Below are 15,990 nucleotides of genomic sequence, written 5' to 3' on the forward strand. Positions count from 1 at the left end.
CCCGGCCCGCCGCCACCTTGTCTTACCCCTGGGGGGTATGTTACGTTCCTTGCATCTCAGATACCCCTCCTAGGTATCAGGCGAAAGGAGAACGTCGTGTCTACCGTTAATCCGCGTCGGTGGTGGGCGCTCGTCGTGCTTGCCGCCGCGCAGTTCATGGTGATCATGGATACGTCCATCATCGGAGTGGCCCTGCCGGATATGCAGCGCGAGCTGGGCTTCACCGACAGCAGCCTGCAGTGGGTGTTCAACGCCTACGTCGTCGCCTTCGGCGGCTTGCTCCTCTTGGGCGGCAAGCTCTCCGACCTGGTCGGCGCCCGCAAGATCTTCACCACCGGCTGGGTCGTCCTGACCGCCGGCTCGGTCATCGCCGCAGCAGCAGGCACCGCGTGGGTGGAGATCCTGGGGCGCGCCGTCCAGGGCGTCGGCGGAGCCCTCATCGCCCCCGCCGCGATGACGCTGTTGATGATGTTGTTCGGGCACAACCCGCGTGAGCTGGGCAAGGCCATGTCCCTGTACGGCGCCGCCGCACCCGCGGGCGGTACGGCAGGCGTCTTCCTCGGCGGCGTGATCACCGAGTACCTGAGCTGGCCCTGGGTGTTCATCGTCTACATCCCGATCGGCCTGGCCACGCTGGCCGCCATTCCTGCGCTGCTGCCCAAGACCGAGGGCAAGCGCGGGTCGGTCGACTGGCTCGGCGCAATCGCTGTGACCGCGGGCGTCGCCCTCGCCGTCTACGCGATCGTCACCGCCGACTGGCTCGCCGGAGTCGGCGCTGTCGTTCTCCTGGTTGCCTTCCTGCTCATCCAGCGTTCGGTCCGCGAGCCCCTCATGCCGCTCGCCATCTGGAAGACCCCTGGCCTGACCGCTGCCAACCTGGCCATGGCACTCCTGGGCGCCGCGTGGATCCCGATGTGGTATTTCCTCAACCTCTACCTGCAGAAGACCCTCGGTTACGGCTCCTTCGCGAGCGGCGCGGCGCTGCTGCCCATGACCGTCGCCGTCATGATCTTCATGGTCGGCATCACCGCCAGGTTGCTCGGTCGCTTCGGCGCGAAGCCGCTCATCGTGCTGGGCCTGGGCGTCCTCGCTGTGGGAATCGCCGGTCTGAGCTTGGCCAGCGCGAACGGATCGTTCGTCACCGATGTGCTGCCCGCGAGCTTGATCGCGGCGGTAGGCATGTCGCTGGCCTACATCCCCGCGATGATGTCAGCCATGTCCGGCGTGCGGCCGGAAGAAGCAGGCCTGGCCTCCGGCATCGTGAACACCACGTACAACGTGGGCTCCGCGCTCGGCCTGGCCGTGATGACGGCCATCGCCACCGGCCAGGGCTCCACCAACGCAGCCTTCGTCGGCGCGGCAGTGGTCGCGGCGATCGGCGTGGTCGCCACGGTGTCGTTCATGAGGCGGCCCAAGGCTGTCGCGCAGGAGGCGCAGCAGCCGGCAGCCCTTGCGTGAAAAGAACCCACTCTCAGATACCCCAGGGACGTACGGTGGTGAGATAGGAAGAGGGAGTGGACATGGCTGGATACAGCGACACCAAACAAGACCATCTCCGGCGTTTGCGCCGGATCGAGGGTCAGATCCGCGGTCTGCAGCGCATGGTCGACGACGACAAGTACTGCATCGACATCCTGACCCAGGTGTCCGCGGCCACCAGCGCGCTCCAGTCGTTCGCCCTCTCCCTCCTGGAGGAGCACCTGGCTCACTGCGTGGCCGAGGCCACCAGAAACGGCGGCCCCGAGGCCCAGGAGAAGGTCAAGGAGGCCTCGGACGCCATCGCAAGACTTGTCCGTTCCTGATTCTTCAAAGTAAATCGAGAGAGTGCCGCCGCCTACGCCGTCGAGGGCGCACTGAGCCTGATCCGCCCCTTCGGTCTGTACACCGCCAACCCCGTGGCGCAGAGCAGGAACACGAGAGCCAGAACGTGGGAGTGCGGGCGGCGTAGGGTTCCCACTGGTCGCGGTACCGGATGGCGACCTCATGTTCCTCGCTACGGGCCAGTCGCGCGTACACGAGCACCAGGATCGGGAACATGATCAACGTGGGGATGGTCGGCCACTGCAGGAGGAACCCGATCATGATCAGTATGAAGCCGTCGTACTGCGGGTGCCGGACCCACGCGTACGGGCCGGTGGCCGCCAGGCGGTCGTGCTGAGCGGCGTCGCGCAGCACCCTCCAGGCCGCGGAGATGAGCCAGAATCCGCCGCCGATCGCCAAATAGCCGGCCAGGTGGAACGGGCTCAGGTGCGGATCGCCCGTCCAGCCGATCAGTTCGTTCCACAGGTGCCCGCCGGCGCGGATGTCCCTCAGCAGCAGATGGAGATCGAGCAGATGCAGAAGCTCCTCGACCGGCTCTAGATCACGTGACAGCCGACGGCGTCAGGCATGGCTCATGTCTGACTCCGTCGGCTTTTCAGCACTTTGAGGGCGCCCTCGGGCCGCGTTCGCCTAGAGGAGGGCTCATGCTCGGCAAGTGGCAGGCCTTGGGGCGACATTAGGGCAATTGGCCCGATGTGCCCCATGGATACCCAGATCGGCTTAGGTGGCGCGATAGCGCAGAATTGTTCGCGGCCACCGCCGTCCGTCACTCCAGGAGCTGCAGACCGTGACCCATCCCTCCACTGACCTCATCACCATGCTGGAGACCCTCGCGAGCTACGGGGAGCGCTATCGGCTGGAAGTCGGCCTGGATTCGGAGGAGGGCTGGATCCCCGCAGACAGGTTGCTGGACCCCGCATCGACGGAGTTGGCTCAGGTTCTCGAGGCCGAGCGCGTGGGCAGCGGCCAGGTGTCCGCACACGCGGTCGCTCTCACGGTCATGGCGGTCTACGCCGGCACCGTGACCGCTTCCGCGCTGCTGGCCTGGGCGTTGTACGGCGTGGTATTGGATGTCCGGCCGGAGAACGTGGCGCTCCGACTCAGTGATCATCACGGGTTCGAGGCCGTCGCGCTGCGCAGGCCGCAGCTGGCCGATGTCTCGGGCATGACCGCCGGCGAACGGCTGGGGCTGCTCGTGAACCAGGTACTCGACGATCACCTGTTTCCTCTCGCCGACGCGCTGCGCGTGCGCAGCCGGGCAGGCAGGCGCCAGCTCAACGGCGGTATCGCCCAGGGATGCGCCGCGGCCTTCGGGGCCGCGAGCAGGATCCCGGACGCCGACGTCGACGCGCTGCAGCGCGCGCATGAGGAGTTCCTCGCGGCCTGCCCTCAGGAGCTGGGCAGGCTCGGCGAGACGGTCCGGCTCGCCGAGGGGGGCCGGGAAGGACTGTTCTATCTGCGCCGGACGTGCTGCCTGTTCTACACCGCGGATCACGGCGAGAAATGCGCCAGCTGCTGTCTCGACAGCGTGGAGGACCGCGTGGCCAACTACCGTCGGATCCTCACAGGTGGTGCCGTCCCGCACTGATCCGGCTGCACGGTTCACAACGCCTTACCCGCAGGTCGACCGGCCCGCATTCAGAAAGCCGACATGAGTCCCGGGGAGACGGCCGCATCTTGTTCCCGATTCAACTCGAAGCGGACCGGTAGATGGTCGAGAACGTGCGCCCTCCGTCTGGCGACTCCATGACTGTCCCGTCCTCCATGGCCGCGAGGAGACGCTGCCGGCTGACGACGGTGAAGGCAGAGGCCTGGCCAGGCAGGCGGCCAGATGCCCGCCAAGTCTCGCCGCCGTCCTTGCTGGCTTGCACCTGGCCGTCGGCGTCGAGCCCGATCAGCTCGTCTTTGCTCGGAGAGTCCACGTGGGAGAGGAACGGGGCGCCGGCGATCACGGTGAAATTCATGCCGCCGTCAGAGCTGACCTGGAGGCCGTCCGGTGTGGTCGCGTACACGCGATTCGGCTCCTCCTTGTGACCAGCCAGGTCGATCACCTCTACCTTCGCTCCCGGCACCCAGGTCTGCCCTTCGTCGGCACTGCGCCGTACCTGTCCTTTCTGACTGTCATAGGCGTAGAGGTCCGCTCCCGCCGGTTGGATCGAATGGAAGTCGGCGGTGCCCGCCTCCGACACCGAGGTCCAGGTGACGCCGGCGTCCGTCGTGCGGATCAGGCCCAGGTGTGGAGAGCCACCAGACGGAACGTCCGCTGCCGCCGGGTGCCCGCTGGCGAGGAAGGTCTTCGGACCGATCACGGTGAAGCCCATGTGGTCCTGAATACGGTCGGCGACGCGCCGGGCCGTGCCCGCGGCCCCAACCTGGAACAGTCCGTAGTGCCCCGCGATGTAGACCGTGCCGTCGGAGGAATCGATACCAAGGCCGTGGACGTGACCGATTCCGGGATCGGCTGGACCGGCCGCCTCCTCAGACGGCCCCTCGGTGCACGCCGTACCGAAAAAAGCCAGAAGTGCCAGGACGGCGCCGGTGCGCAGGCGGAGATGTTGATCGATGGAGGCCACACCAGCAGCCTATCCTTGGCTACTACTTACTATCGTAGACAACTCGGCGGCTAGAAGATCGAGATGCCATGACAGCGGTGGGCCAGGAACGAGCCCAGACCGGGAATCGCGGCCACGACCACGGGGCCGGCGAGGAGGAGGGCCACGGCGGCGAGCCCTGCGATACGTTCCCGGCACCCGAGGGGAACGGCCGGGCTGAGCATGCGCTTGACACGGGTGAGAGCGGTCTCGCCGCCGGCCCCCAGCAAGAACGAAGCTCGGCCGGTGGCCGGCTGTACCAGGGCAGCGGCGATATGGATACAGGGATGGCGGCGAGCCGCGACGTCGGCGAGGAGCTCGATCAGCCGCGCGATCGAGCTCCTCGCCCGGGCGAACAGCGGAAGGCGGGAAAAGGCCCGGGGGAAGGCTTCGGCGACGGCCGCGTCATCGGAGAGCATGTCCGCGCACGCCTGGAAGAACTCGGTCGGCCTGTGTCCGATCACGTTAGCGGGGATCGCGGCGGCGAGTGCCGACAGGACCGCGGAGGCGGCCGCGGAGATGCAGGCGGCCAACCACACGGAGATCGCCAGACGAGGAGCGCGCTCGGCCCACTCACCCCGGCTCAGTAGCCGGGAAACACGGCCGTGGCGATCACGGCGTACGACATCAGGACGGCGGCGGCCGTCATGCGCGGCTCCGGGGCGGACACACCTTGAGCGCGGCATCGAGCGCCGCGGCCTCCTGCGGGGTCAGCCGTTCCAGGAAGTGAACGAGCGTGGCCGCCTGGTTACCGCTGGAGGCCAGCGTGTTGCGCATCAGCTCAGCGGTGTAGGCCTCTTTCGTGGCGACCGCCTCGTAGATGTAGGCGCGTCCGACCTGCTTGCGGCGGAGCAGGCCCTTGGTGTGCAGCTTGTCCATCACTGTCATGACGGTGGTGTAAGCGATGTCTCGCTCGAGGCGCAGGTCTTCGAGCACGTTTCTCACCGAGGCGGGCCGGTGATACGACCACAGACGATCCATGATCGCCTACTCCAGGTCTCCCAGACCACGCATCGTGCGAGACTCCCCTCTACCTGCGATCATTCAATGCTACTGGCCGTCGTAGACGCCCGGCCATGCGTCATTCCCGCCGCCGACCTGTGAGCTGCCGAGTCGGCGACATGGTGATCACCGATACCCTCTCGACTCCCACACCGATCGCCCGTAGTAGAGTCGCGTCTCCCGGAATTCCCTTTTGGGGTGAAGTGATCTATCCGTGCGGTCTCGATGCTTTTGAGCCTTCCGACCGAAAAGTCATTGCAAGATACCCCCCGTACGTATATGGTCGCCGGGCGAGATGACGTATGAGTCAGGAGATTGGGATGTCGGAAGCCGCCCACCACATGGATCACGCCGGGCACGAGGGGCACCACGGCCACGATGCACACGCGCACATGGGGCACTCTCACGCTGGTCACACGGGGAAGGTGACGTGGCGGACGGCCGCGTCGGCGACCCTGCACTGCCTGACCGGGTGCGCCATCGGCGAGGTACTCGGCATGGTGATCGGCACGGCGCTGGATTTGGCAAACGGGCCCACCATCGTCCTGGCCATCGTTCTGGCGTTCTTCTTCGGCTACGCGCTCACCATCATGGGGCTGCGCAGGGCCGGTCTGGGCTGGCGTGAGCTCGTACGGCTGGCGCTCGCCGCGGACACCGTGTCGATCATCGTCATGGAGATCGCCGACAACGGCGTGATGATGGTGCTCCCCGGCGCCATGAACGCCAGCCTCGCCTCCGGTCTGTTCTGGGGCGCTCTGGCGCTCTCCCTGCTGGTGGCCTTCCTGGTCACCACCCCGATCAACAAGTGGATCATCGGCAGGGGCAAGGGGCACGCGGTGGTCCACGCCTACCACCACTGACGACGAAGGCCCCCGTGGACCGGACCGATCGCCGGGTGCGCCGCACCCGGCGAGCCGTACAGGACGCCCTGCTGGACCTGGTCACCGGAGTCCATCGGATCGACGACGTCGTACGACTGCTGCCCGCTCCCGGGCACACCCCCGGCCATCTCGTCGTAGAGATCAGCGACGGCGGCCGGACCGCGGTGATCGGAGGCGACCTGATTCATCATCCCCTGCAGCTGAGCCGCCCGGACATCTCCTCATCGCTGTGCGACGACCCCGGCCAGGCGGCGGTTTCCCGCCACCGCGTGCTCAACGACCTCGCCGACCGTGAAGGCGTCTTCCTGGCCACGCATCTCACCCGCACGGGAACGGTCCGCAGGAAGGGCGCTGGCTTCACGCTCCTCGGTTCGCCCTGACCGGCCCACTCAGCAGGCCGTGCCTCATTGATGAGCAGGGGTCGGCAGTTCAGCAGGGCGGCTGGATCCTGCGCAACGCCATCGTGTGGCACAAGCCCAACACGATGCCGCAGCCTGCCCTGGACCGGCTTTCCACCCGCTACGAGCTCATCTTCCTGCTCGTCAAGCAGCGCTACTACTGGGTTCGACCTGGACGCCATTCGCGAGCCGTACACCGCAGATCGGCCCCTCTCACGCCGGTCCCGCCGAGGCGGCATGAAACCGAACGCCATCCAGGCGCCCTGGCCGCCCGACGGCAAGTACGGCCAGGCGGCAGCGTCCGGCAGACAGTACGGCACCGCGCCGCAGCCCATCGGCCAGGAACACGACACCCCATCGGCCAGGAACACGACACCGCCCACCCCGGCGGTCACAACCCCGGCGACGTCTGGGCGATCTCCACCCGCCCCTACAAGGGCGTCCACTACGCCCCGTTCCCCATCGGCATCCCCCACGGGCCATTGCCGCCGGTTGCCGGCCCGGCGGCACCGTCCTCGACCCGTTCTCCGGAACGGCAACGACCGCTCTTGCCGCCCGGCAACTCGAACGGCAGTTCACCGGCATCGAACTCTGCGAGCCATTCGCGAAACTCGCCATCGCCCGGATCCGAGAGGTGGAGATTACTGACGGGGCCCAGCCATGAAGGATTTAACTCACCGCGATCTTCAGGATCTCCCGCCCACCCTCAGCTTGATGGCTGCAGCTCGCGTGCTTGGCATCGGCAGAACCAAGGCGTACGAACTCGCCCGAGCTGACGAGTTCCCTGTTCGGATCGTCCGGATCGGAGATCTGTACCGAGTCTCGACATCGGATCTGATCCGACTGCTTATGCCCCAATCCGCTGAGGACGAGACCCTCGGCGATGAACGTCGCCGCTGCTGATGCTCTTCTAGTGCCCGGAAACTATCTTTCCGGGCACTAGATATGCCGATGTACGGGCATTAAATGAAGGGCGCGGGTTCACGAAGTCGGGTAGGAGATGCGCAAATGCTCCTCCGTTGACTGGTATGGCTCATTGATCATCGATAGTAGATCGACGTCGGATCCTTCGGTCATCGGCAAGTCCCGCAAACCCGCATGACTTTCGGGCTCATGACCTGCGGAGCCGACCGGGAGAGCGCCGCGACTCTCATCGCCGCACCATCGGCTTCCGTCTCTCCCGTCGTCCGTCACTCCTGGCCACCGAGGCGATCATCCTCTAGGTCCCTGGGGCGAGATCAGTCTCAGGGCATCTGGGAGCGACCCCGGATCCGTGGGCATGGTACTGGTCCTCAACGAAAACCGCGGGCTCAATGACCGTATCGAGTCGATGGCTGGACGTTGAGGTCGATGGCGTGACTGTAGATCCGGTGGACCTGGCAGCCGTGCGGACCTGGTCACGCAGACGACGGTAGAACCGACCCGCGCGATTCTTGCTGTGGGCATGCGAGACGTCTCCAATGTCTGAATTAGATGATTGGTTACGAAAGCAAATTTCGACCCGGCGACATGTAGGTGTATGCCAAAATTGTCGGAGAAAGCGCCATAGCGCGGAGTGGGTCCCACAAGGACCCAACAACGTGCGTGGACGGAGCACGTGGGGATGACGGCTCCAGCCAGCGCGGTCACCAAACATCATCATGCGGATTATCCGATGTTCTGTGAATCAACCACTGGCCCTATGTGCTGTGCGTTGGCAACCAGCGCACCGCACTCCATCCCCCGTGAAAGAGAAATGAGCATGACCCCTTTGAAGGCCCTGCTTGTCATCGTGGCCGTCCTTATCGGGATCATCATCGCCCAGATGGCTGGCTTCCTGGCCAGAGCTGGTGGAGCAGAGCTTCCTGCCGCCATCAGCAAAGGTGGTGTGGCGTTCGCCGGAACGGTGACTCTCGCCCTACTGATCATGGCGAGCTTGGGTCTGTTCTAAAGCTCGCAGTGCCCATGACCTGGCCCACGGGTCGGCGGTCGGGCCGGGGAAACGGACTGACCGCAGGTCGGCACCGCGCTCCGGCCCGACCCGACAACCGTGATACTCCTCAGGCAGGGGGCTGAGGGGGAGTCGATCGAGCTGAGTGACCTTCAAGGTGTCGCCGCCGCGCAGCATTCGCAACACGATGTCGGGTTAGGGGCGGGAGGCCTTCACGCCGGTGGCGCAGTCGATGTGGATGTTGGCGCGTTCGGTTGAGCTGGAAGCTTCAGGTGGGTTTCCGTGACTCGTAGCCCTTACGCGGTCCAGAGCGAAGACCGAGGACTTGTGAGCGAGTGTTCAACCTGTTTGTGATGAGGGTCGCACAGTGTCGGCTTAGGACTGTAAGGGTCGTCCAGGCCCGTTCACTGCCGCGGTCCAACTGCGGTCCACAAGCAAAAGGCCTGATCATCATTTCTGATGACCAGGCCCTTGACCTCGGGAAATGGAGTCGGGGTGACAGGATTTGAACCTGCGACCTCTTCGTCCCGAACGAAGCGCGCTACCAAGCTGCGCCACACCCCGGTGCACGTCGGTCTTGCTCGTGCTTGGGAAAGTCTAGCGGACTTCGCGGGTGCTTGCGTCGCTTCGGCGGCGGGGGACGAGCGTGAGGAGGCTGGCCTCGGGGAAGCAGGCGAAACGGACCGGGGAATAGGGGCTGGTGCCGAGGCCGGCGGAGACGTGGAGGTAGGCGGAGTCGTGGCGGCTCAGGCCCTTGACGCGGGCCCGGTCGATGCCGCAGTTGGTGACCAGAGCGCCGTAGAACGGGATGCAGAGCTGACCGCCGTGGGTGTGGCCGGCGAGCAGCAGCTGGTAGCCGTCGGCGGCGAAGCGGGTCATGTTGCGTGGCTCGGGGGAGTGCATCACGCCCAGGCGGAGATCCGCCTCCGCCGGGGCCGGGCCGGCGATCAGGTCGTAGCGGTCCCGGTTGATGTGGGAGTCGTGGATGCCGCCCACGGCCACGTCGAGGTCGCCGACCTTGATGCGGGCGGTGGTGTTGTTCATGTCCAGCCAGCCCTCGACGGCCATGCCTGCGCCCAGCTCCTCCCAGGGGAGCGAGGGGATCGTCTGGCGGTGGTCCCCCTTGGAGGTGCGCCAGAGGTAGCGCGCGGGGTTCTTGGGGCGCGGGGCGTAGAGGTCGTTGGAGCCGTAGACGAACAGGCCCGGACGTGACAGCAGGGGCTCCAGGGCGTGCAGGAGCGGGCCGACCGCGTCTGGGTGGGCGATGGTGTCACCGGTGTTGACCACCAGATCGGGCTTGAGGTCGCCCAGCGAGCGGACCCAGTTGATGAGCATCCGCCTGCCGGGGGTGAGGTGCAGGTCGGACAGGTGCAGGATGCGCACCGGACGCTGGCCGGGCTTCAGCACGGGCACGTCGAAGCGCCGCAGGCGGAACGCGTTGCGCTCGACGACCGAGGCGTAGGCGAGGCCGGCCATGCCGACACCGAGCAGGGACAGGGGCACCGCGGCTGCTTTCCTCACCTTCTCATCATGCCTGACATCGGGCTCCCTGAAGGAAACTTGGGATACGGCGGAGCTGGTGAGACGGCAAGATGGACCGCATGAGCGCATTGAAGGACAAGCTGAAGGCCGATCTCACGGCTTCCATGAAGAGCCGGGACGAGATCCGTACCCGCACGATCCGCATGGCACTGGCGGCCGTGAACGTCGAGGAGGTCGCGGGGAAGACGGCGCGTGAGCTCTCCGACGACGAGATCATCAAGGTGCTGACCAAGGAGGCCAAGAAGCGCCGCGAGGCGGCCGAGGCGTTCAGCGGCGCCGGTCGCACGGAGCAGGCGCAGGCCGAGGTGGACGAGCAGGCCGTGCTGGAGGAGTATCTCCCGGCCCAGCTCTCCGACGAGGAGCTCGGCAGGCTCGTGGACGAGGCCGTCGCGGAGAGCGGCGCGGCCGGGCCGCAGGCGATGGGGCAGGTCATGAAGGTCCTGACCCCCAAGGTCGCCGGGCGGGCCGAGGGCGGCCGGGTGGCTCAGGCCGTGCGCGCCCGCCTGACGGCCTGAGAAAGGGCGCAGGCCGTGCGCGCCGGCTGACGACCGGAGAAGGGTTCAGGCCCGTGCGCGCCCGCCTGACGCGGCCTGAGAGGGGCTTCACGCCCGCCTGACGCGGCCTGGGAAGGGCTCCACGCCCGCCTGACGGGCTTCTCGCGCCCATACGGCAAGAGCCCTCCCTGATGTCTCAGGGAGGGCTCCGGCGTCTCTGGAGGAGTTCTACGGGACGATCGGGACGTTGGCGTCGCCGCCGTCGCCCGAGAACCCGTCGCCGTCGTCGGAGAGTCCGCGGTCGCCGTCGTAGGGGAAGCCGCCGTTGCCGTCACCGTTGTTCACGACGAAGCCGTTGTCGCCCGGGCTGTCGCCGTCCGTCCTGCCCGGCTTCTTGGCCGGCGGCGGGGGCGCGCAGGCACCCGAGCAGCCGCCGAAGCGGCTCATGTTCACCGGCGTGAAGGGAGTCGGCTCGACCCCCTTCAGCGCGGCGGGCATGGAGTTGCGCCAGATCTGGCCGGAGATCGTGGCGCCGTAGATGTAGCTGTAGTAGCGCCCGCCGATGGTCACGCCGACCAGGTCGTGCTTGAAGGCGCCGCGCGGGTCGCCGAGGCTGACCGCGGAGGCGAGGTCAGGGGTGAAGCCGGCGAACCAGGCGGCGGTGTAGCCGTCGGTGGTGCCGGTCTTGCCCGCCGCCGGGCGGTCGATGCCGCCGTACTCGCTCATCGTGCCCTTGGTGAACACCCCGGACATGATGTGGGTGGCCGCGTCGGCGACCTCCTCGTCCAGGACCTGGCTGCACTTCGGCTTGTACGGAGTGGCCTTGCCGTTGCGGTCGCGGACCTCGGTGATGGCCATGGGCTTGCAGTAGGTGCCGCGGGCGGCGATCGTCGCGTAGGCGGCGGAGACCGTCACCGGGTCCATCTCGTTGACGCCGAGCGTGAAGGTCTCGACCTCCTGCAGCTTGCCCCCGTCGGCCCGCTTGATGCCCAGCTTCTTGGCCATCTTGACCACGTTGCAGAGGCCGACCCGCTCCTCCAGCTTCAGGAAGAAGGTGTTGACCGAGCCGAGCGTGCCGGTCGTCAGGGACTTGAAGCCGCCGCCGCCCTCGCTGGAGTTGTGGACGTCGTGGTCGGGGGCGCCGCGCGTGTTGCCCTCGCAGTCGCGGAACGAGCTGTAGCTGGGAGCGGTGTAGACCGATCCGGTGGTGTTGCCGTCGTTGAGCTTCATGCCCTGGTCCAGGGCGGTGAGCAGGGTGAAGGGCTTGAACGTGGAGCCGGCCTGGAAGCCCGCGCCGCCGCCGTGCAGGCCGTCGGCGGCGAAGTTGATCATGGTCTCGTTCTTCTTCTTGGCCCCACCGAACGTCCGGCTGGTCGCCATCGCCTTGATGGCGCCGGTGCCGGGCACGACCATCGCCTGCGCCGCGACCGGCTTGTCGCTGGTCCTCACGAACTTCCGGATGGCCCTCTCCGAGGCATCCTGCATCTTCGGGTCGAGCGTCGTCTTGATCGTCAGGCCGCCGCGCTGCAGCAGTCTCACGCGCGCGTCGAGGGTCTTGCCGAACTCGGAGTTGTTGCGGATCTCCTCGCGGACGTAGACGCAGAAGTAGGGGTATTGGCTCGTCTCGCAGCCGCCGGGGGCCGGGACGTCCTTGTAGCCGAGCTTCTTGGTCTTCGCCTCTGCGGCCTCCGGCTTGGTGATCTTGCCGAGCTCGGCCATCCGGTCCAGGACGATGTTGCGCCGCTCCAGCAGCAGCTTCTGCTTGGCCCTGCCCCCGTTGGGGTCGGTGCCGTTCGGGTCCTGCACGGCCCCGGCCAGGGTGGCCGCCTGCCACAGGTTCAGCTTGTCGGCCGGCTTGCCGAAGAACCGCTTGGAGGCGGCCTGGATGCCGTAGCCGCCGGCGCCGAAGTAGGCGATGTTGAGGTAGCGCTCCAGGATCTCGTCCTTGGTGTACTTCTCCTCGACGGCCATCGCGTAGCGCAGCTCGTTCAGCTTGCGGGAGAGGGTCGGCGCGATCGCGGCGGCCTTCTCCTCCGGGGTCTCGGCGCTGTTGTACAGCACCTGCTTGACGTACTGCTGGGTGATGGACGAGCCGCCCTGGGTGCCCGAGCCGCTCGTCGCGTTCCGCACCGCCGCGCGGAAGGTGCCCTCAAGGTCGATCGCCCCGTGCTGGTAGAACCGGAAGTCCTCGATCGAGACGATCGCGGTCTTCATGACGTCGGCGACCTGGTCGAGCGTCACCGACTCGCGATTCTCGAAATAGAACTGGGCGAACTGCTTGCCGTTCGCGTCCAGCAGGGTGGTCTTCTCCGGAAGCGGGGGCTCCTTGAGCTCCTCGGGGAGCAGGTGCAGCTCCTCCGTGGTGGAGTTCACGGTCAACCCCGCGCCGCCCACCGCCGGAAGCGCGATGGCAGCGACCAATACGCCGGCGGCCGTGGCCGCTGCGAGCAGCCGTACCACGTTGCCGGCCGCCGATTTCCGATCTTTGCCTTGAGCTTGCACGTGTCCAAGGGTACGTCGGACGGATGACCCAAACGGTAACGGAACACTATTTCGACACGCGTCGCGCACGTACCGGGTCAGGTGACTAGTCATTCCCGGCCAGATGGCCGTGGATGACCATGCGAGAAATTGGTCCCGCCGGGGTCTGTCGGCCTGAACGTCTGGTTGCGTACGTTCTCCTTCTGCGGCAATTGAATACGGAGGCTCGACGCCCGCGCCCGTCGGCCCCAAGTCACGACTGACCACCTAAGGGGAGTGGGGTCGAATGTGGATCACGGATTGGACCTCCCGTGCGGCCTGTAAGGGTGCGGATCCTGACGCGCTGTTCGTTCAGGGCGCTGCCCAGAACCGAGCAAAGCTGATCTGCCGAGGATGCCCGGTCCGGACCGAGTGCCTCGCCGATGCGCTGGACAATCGCATCGAGTTCGGGGTGTGGGGCGGGATGACCGAGCGCGAACGCCGGGCGCTGCTGCGCCGGCGACCGGACGTCGACTCCTGGCGGGACCTGCTGGAGCTGGCCAAAGAAGAGTACGAGCGAACGAACGAGCTGATCGCGGGCTGAGTTCGCGCCGATTCCGTACGGCTGGCGCCGGGGCGCCAGCCGTACATTGGCGTGTCCGGGGCGGGCGCCGCTCAGGCGCCCTGCCTCAGGCCCTCCGATCCGAGCCCCGTCCGCGCGGCCAGCAGCTCGCCGATCCGGCGCAGTCCCTCCAGGTCGTGCACGTCCTCCGACATCGCGGGGACCTGTGCCACGGGCACCGTGGGATGGGCGGAGACGAAGTGCTCCTGTTCGCGGTGCTCGCGGGCGGCCAGTTGCATCCGGCCGGCGTGCAGCCGCAGCACGGCTGCGGTCAGCTCGTGCTCGCCCCGTGATTCCAGGTCCTCGGCCGCCGCGGTGCTGCGCGCCGCCGACAGCACGGCGGCCGGTGCGCGGTGCACCCGGTTGACCACGAGCCCGGCCAGGGGCATGCGCTCCTCTGCCAGCCTCTCCACGAAGTACGACGCCTCACGCATGGCGTCGCGTTCGGGCGCGGCCACGACGACGAACGCGGTTCCGGGGGCCTGCAGCAGCTTGTAGGTCTGCTCAGCGCGAACCCGGAACCCGCCGAAGACGGCGTCGAGCGCGGAGACGAACGTCTGCAGGTCCTTGAGCACCTGCGCGCCCAGCAGCTTGGTCATGGCGCCGGCGACGAGGCCGAACCCCGCGTTGAGCAGTTTGAACGCGCTGCGCCCGCCCGCCTTGGCGGGAGCCATCAGCAGCCGGATCAACCGGCCGTCGAGGAAGCGGCCGAGCCGTTCCGGAGCGTCGAGGAAGTCCAGCGCGGAGCGGGACGGCGGGGTGTCCACGATGATCAGGTCCCAGTCGCCCGACCGGCGCAGCTGGCCGAGCTTCTCCATCGCCATGTACTCCTGCGTGCCGGAGAAGCTGGACGACAGGGACTGGTAGAAGGGGTTCGTCAGGATCTGGCGGGCGCGCTCGGGGTCGGCGTGCGCCTCGATGATCTCGTCGAAGGTCCGCTTCATGTCGAGCATCATCGCGTGCAGCCGGCCCTCGCCCTGCACACCCGCGACCAGCCGGGGAGTGTTGTCCAGCTCGGTGAGGCCCATCGACTGCGCCAGCCGCCGGGCCGGGTCCACGGTGAGCACCACGGCCGAACGGCCGCGCTCGGCCGCGCGCAGCCCCAGCGCGGCCGCGGTGGTGGTCTTGCCGACGCCGCCGGAACCGCAGCAGACGATGATCCGGGTGCCCGGGTCGTCGATGATCGCGTCGAGGTCGAGGACCGGGACGGTCCGCTGCCTGCCGGCCCGCTCGCTCATGCCGCTCCCTGGGTGTGGATCGATTCCGCCAGTTCGTACAGCCCGGCCAGGTCCACGCCGTCGGCCAGCAGCGGCAGCTCGTAGCGAGGGCGTCCGGACTCGGCCAGCGACAGCCTCTCACGGCGTTCCAGCTCCGTACGGCGGGCGTGCTCGGCGATCTCCTCGGCGAGGGCCTCTGCCACGACGGCGGCGTCGGAGCTGCCGTCCGCGAGCCCGGCCGCCTTGAGGCCCAGCGCCAGTTCGGCCGGGTCGAAACTGTCCTTGCCGGCGTCGTCGAGGACGGACGCGGGCAGCAGCGACTCCCTGACCATGTTCGTGAAGATCCCGCCGGGCGGCAGGCCGGCCGCGCGAAGCTCACCGAGCCCGTCCATGGTCTCCTGGACCGGCATCTCCTCCAGGACCGTGACGAAGTGCACCGCGGTCTCGGGGGAGGCCACGACGCCGTTCACCAGGTCGGCGTGGTTCTTGATCGGTCCCACCCTGGCCAGGCCGGCGACCTCGTTGGTGACGTTGAGGAAGCGGGTGATCCGGCCGGTGGGCGGCGCGTCGAGCACGACCGCGTCGTAGACCCGCCTGCCGTCCTTGCCCTTGCGGCGGACGGCCTCGCTCGTCTTGCCGGTGACCAGGACGTCGCGGAAGCCGGGGGCGATGGTGGTGGCGAAGTCGACGATGCCCATCTTCGTCAGGGCCTTGCCCGCCCGGCGCATGCCGTAGAACATCTCAAGGTAGTCGAGCATGGCCTCTTCGGGGTCGATGGCCAGCGCGTAGACGTCTCCGCCGCCGGGCGCGACGGCGATCTTCCTCTCCTCGTACGGCAGTGGCGGCAGGTCGAAGACCTGCGCGATCCCCTGTCGGCCTTCGACCTCCACCAGCAGGACCTTGCGGCCGTCCGCGGCGAGGGCGAGGGCGAGGGCGGCGGCCACCGTGGTCTTCCCAGTGCCGCCCTTGCCGGTGACGACGTGGAGGCGTACGCCGTCCCAATCGGTGTCGCGAGCTCTCACGTTTCGAAGG

At 67.4% G+C, this 15,990-nt stretch carries 18 protein-coding genes, 1 tRNA gene and 1 pseudogene; 11 read left to right on the plus strand and 9 right to left on the minus strand.

Features of this window, described 5'->3' with window-relative positions; genetic code table 11:
- Nucleotides 1–96: 96 nt before the first annotated feature.
- Both ACQPYK_RS02580 and ACQPYK_RS02585 read left to right on the plus strand, forming a co-directional pair.
- The gene (locus ACQPYK_RS02580; protein WP_433249557.1) at nt 97–1,458 is read left to right on the plus strand and encodes an MFS transporter; all 1,362 of its coding nucleotides are present in this window, start codon (nt 97–99) and stop codon (nt 1,456–1,458) included.
- 62 nt (nt 1,459–1,520) lie between these two features.
- Nucleotides 1,521–1,802: a metal-sensitive transcriptional regulator gene (locus ACQPYK_RS02585; RefSeq protein WP_433249560.1), complete on the plus strand. Its 282-nt coding sequence runs from the start codon at nt 1,521–1,523 to the stop codon at nt 1,800–1,802.
- A gap of 4 nt (nt 1,803–1,806) precedes the next feature.
- On the opposite strand, the gene ACQPYK_RS02590 is transcribed toward ACQPYK_RS02585, so the two are convergent.
- Nucleotides 1,807–2,175: a methyltransferase family protein gene (locus ACQPYK_RS02590; protein WP_433258681.1), complete on the minus strand. Its 369-nt coding sequence runs from the start codon at nt 2,173–2,175 to the stop codon at nt 1,807–1,809.
- 57 nt (nt 2,176–2,232) lie between these two features.
- Between ACQPYK_RS02590 and ACQPYK_RS02595 the strand changes: the two genes are divergently transcribed.
- Together ACQPYK_RS02595 and ACQPYK_RS02600 are read left to right on the plus strand one after the other, a co-directional pair.
- Nucleotides 2,233–2,361, plus strand: a complete 129-nt coding sequence (locus ACQPYK_RS02595) for a hypothetical protein (RefSeq protein ID WP_433249563.1) — start codon at nt 2,233–2,235, stop codon at nt 2,359–2,361.
- A gap of 247 nt (nt 2,362–2,608) precedes the next feature.
- The gene (locus ACQPYK_RS02600) at nt 2,609–3,409 is read left to right on the plus strand and encodes an IucA/IucC family C-terminal-domain containing protein (protein WP_433249566.1); all 801 of its coding nucleotides are present in this window, start codon (nt 2,609–2,611) and stop codon (nt 3,407–3,409) included.
- Nucleotides 3,410–3,509: 100 nt separating this feature from the next.
- Here ACQPYK_RS02600 and ACQPYK_RS02605 read toward each other — a convergent pair whose 3' ends face one another.
- The 3 genes from ACQPYK_RS02605 to ACQPYK_RS02615 form a co-directional block, all read right to left on the minus strand.
- Nucleotides 3,510–4,394, minus strand: coding sequence for a F510_1955 family glycosylhydrolase (locus tag ACQPYK_RS02605; RefSeq protein ID WP_433249569.1), 885 nt, complete (start codon nt 4,392–4,394; stop codon nt 3,510–3,512).
- A gap of 50 nt (nt 4,395–4,444) precedes the next feature.
- Nucleotides 4,445–4,951, minus strand: a complete 507-nt coding sequence (locus ACQPYK_RS02610; RefSeq protein ID WP_433249572.1) for a hypothetical protein — start codon at nt 4,949–4,951, stop codon at nt 4,445–4,447.
- 106 nt (nt 4,952–5,057) lie between these two features.
- The gene (locus ACQPYK_RS02615) at nt 5,058–5,393 is read right to left on the minus strand and encodes a BlaI/MecI/CopY family transcriptional regulator (RefSeq protein WP_433249575.1); all 336 of its coding nucleotides are present in this window, start codon (nt 5,391–5,393) and stop codon (nt 5,058–5,060) included.
- Between the two features lie 341 nt (nt 5,394–5,734).
- Here ACQPYK_RS02615 and ACQPYK_RS02620 point away from each other — a divergent pair, with 341 nt between their 5' ends.
- The 5 genes and pseudogenes from ACQPYK_RS02620 (at nt 5,735) to ACQPYK_RS02640 (ending at nt 8,623) form a co-directional block, all read left to right on the plus strand.
- Entirely contained in the window at nt 5,735–6,274 is a 540-nt protein-coding gene (locus ACQPYK_RS02620) for a DUF4396 domain-containing protein (protein ID WP_433249578.1), read from the plus strand.
- Between the two features lie 14 nt (nt 6,275–6,288).
- Entirely contained in the window at nt 6,289–6,675 is a 387-nt protein-coding gene (locus tag ACQPYK_RS02625; RefSeq protein WP_433249581.1) for an MBL fold metallo-hydrolase, read from the plus strand.
- Nucleotides 6,676–6,701: 26 nt separating this feature from the next.
- Nucleotides 6,702–7,357, plus strand: a pseudogene (locus tag ACQPYK_RS02630) (DNA-methyltransferase).
- 50 nt (nt 7,358–7,407) lie between these two features.
- Entirely contained in the window at nt 7,408–7,596 is a 189-nt protein-coding gene (locus tag ACQPYK_RS02635; protein WP_433249584.1) for a helix-turn-helix domain-containing protein, read from the plus strand.
- Between the two features lie 700 nt (nt 7,597–8,296).
- Nucleotides 8,297–8,623, plus strand: coding sequence for a hypothetical protein (locus tag ACQPYK_RS02640; protein ID WP_433249587.1), 327 nt, complete (start codon nt 8,297–8,299; stop codon nt 8,621–8,623).
- 490 nt (nt 8,624–9,113) lie between these two features.
- On the opposite strand, the gene ACQPYK_RS02645 is transcribed toward ACQPYK_RS02640, so the two are convergent.
- Together ACQPYK_RS02645 and ACQPYK_RS02650 are read right to left on the minus strand one after the other, a co-directional pair.
- Nucleotides 9,114–9,187, minus strand: a tRNA-Pro gene (locus ACQPYK_RS02645).
- A 33-nt stretch (nt 9,188–9,220) separates the two neighbouring features.
- Nucleotides 9,221–10,144, minus strand: coding sequence for a metallophosphoesterase (locus ACQPYK_RS02650; protein WP_433249590.1), 924 nt, complete (start codon nt 10,142–10,144; stop codon nt 9,221–9,223).
- 80 nt (nt 10,145–10,224) lie between these two features.
- Here ACQPYK_RS02650 and ACQPYK_RS02655 point away from each other — a divergent pair, with 80 nt between their 5' ends.
- Nucleotides 10,225–10,680: a GatB/YqeY domain-containing protein gene (locus ACQPYK_RS02655; RefSeq protein WP_433249593.1), complete on the plus strand. Its 456-nt coding sequence runs from the start codon at nt 10,225–10,227 to the stop codon at nt 10,678–10,680.
- Between the two features lie 207 nt (nt 10,681–10,887).
- On the opposite strand, the gene ACQPYK_RS02660 is transcribed toward ACQPYK_RS02655, so the two are convergent.
- Nucleotides 10,888–13,161: a transglycosylase domain-containing protein gene (locus tag ACQPYK_RS02660; RefSeq protein WP_433249596.1), complete on the minus strand. Its 2,274-nt coding sequence runs from the start codon at nt 13,159–13,161 to the stop codon at nt 10,888–10,890.
- A 265-nt stretch (nt 13,162–13,426) separates the two neighbouring features.
- Here ACQPYK_RS02660 and ACQPYK_RS02665 point away from each other — a divergent pair, with 265 nt between their 5' ends.
- Complete coding sequence (locus tag ACQPYK_RS02665) at nt 13,427–13,723, plus strand: WhiB family transcriptional regulator (protein ID WP_012887233.1); 297 nt, start codon at nt 13,427–13,429, stop codon at nt 13,721–13,723.
- A 71-nt stretch (nt 13,724–13,794) separates the two neighbouring features.
- Here ACQPYK_RS02665 and ACQPYK_RS02670 read toward each other — a convergent pair whose 3' ends face one another.
- On the minus strand, nt 13,795–14,979 hold the full coding sequence (locus tag ACQPYK_RS02670) for an ArsA family ATPase (protein WP_433249600.1): 1,185 nt from the start codon (nt 14,977–14,979) through the stop codon (nt 13,795–13,797).
- A complete protein-coding gene (locus ACQPYK_RS02675; protein ID WP_433249603.1) occupies nt 14,976–15,980 on the minus strand; it encodes an ArsA-related P-loop ATPase in 1,005 nt (334 codons plus the stop codon). The genes ACQPYK_RS02670 and ACQPYK_RS02675 overlap by 4 nt, the downstream gene beginning before the upstream one ends.
- Nucleotides 15,981–15,990: the final 10 nt, after the last annotated feature.

The sequence above is a fragment of the Streptosporangium sp. CA-135522 genome, assembly GCF_050949235.1.
Lineage (GTDB): Bacteria > Actinomycetota > Actinomycetes > Streptosporangiales > Streptosporangiaceae > Streptosporangium.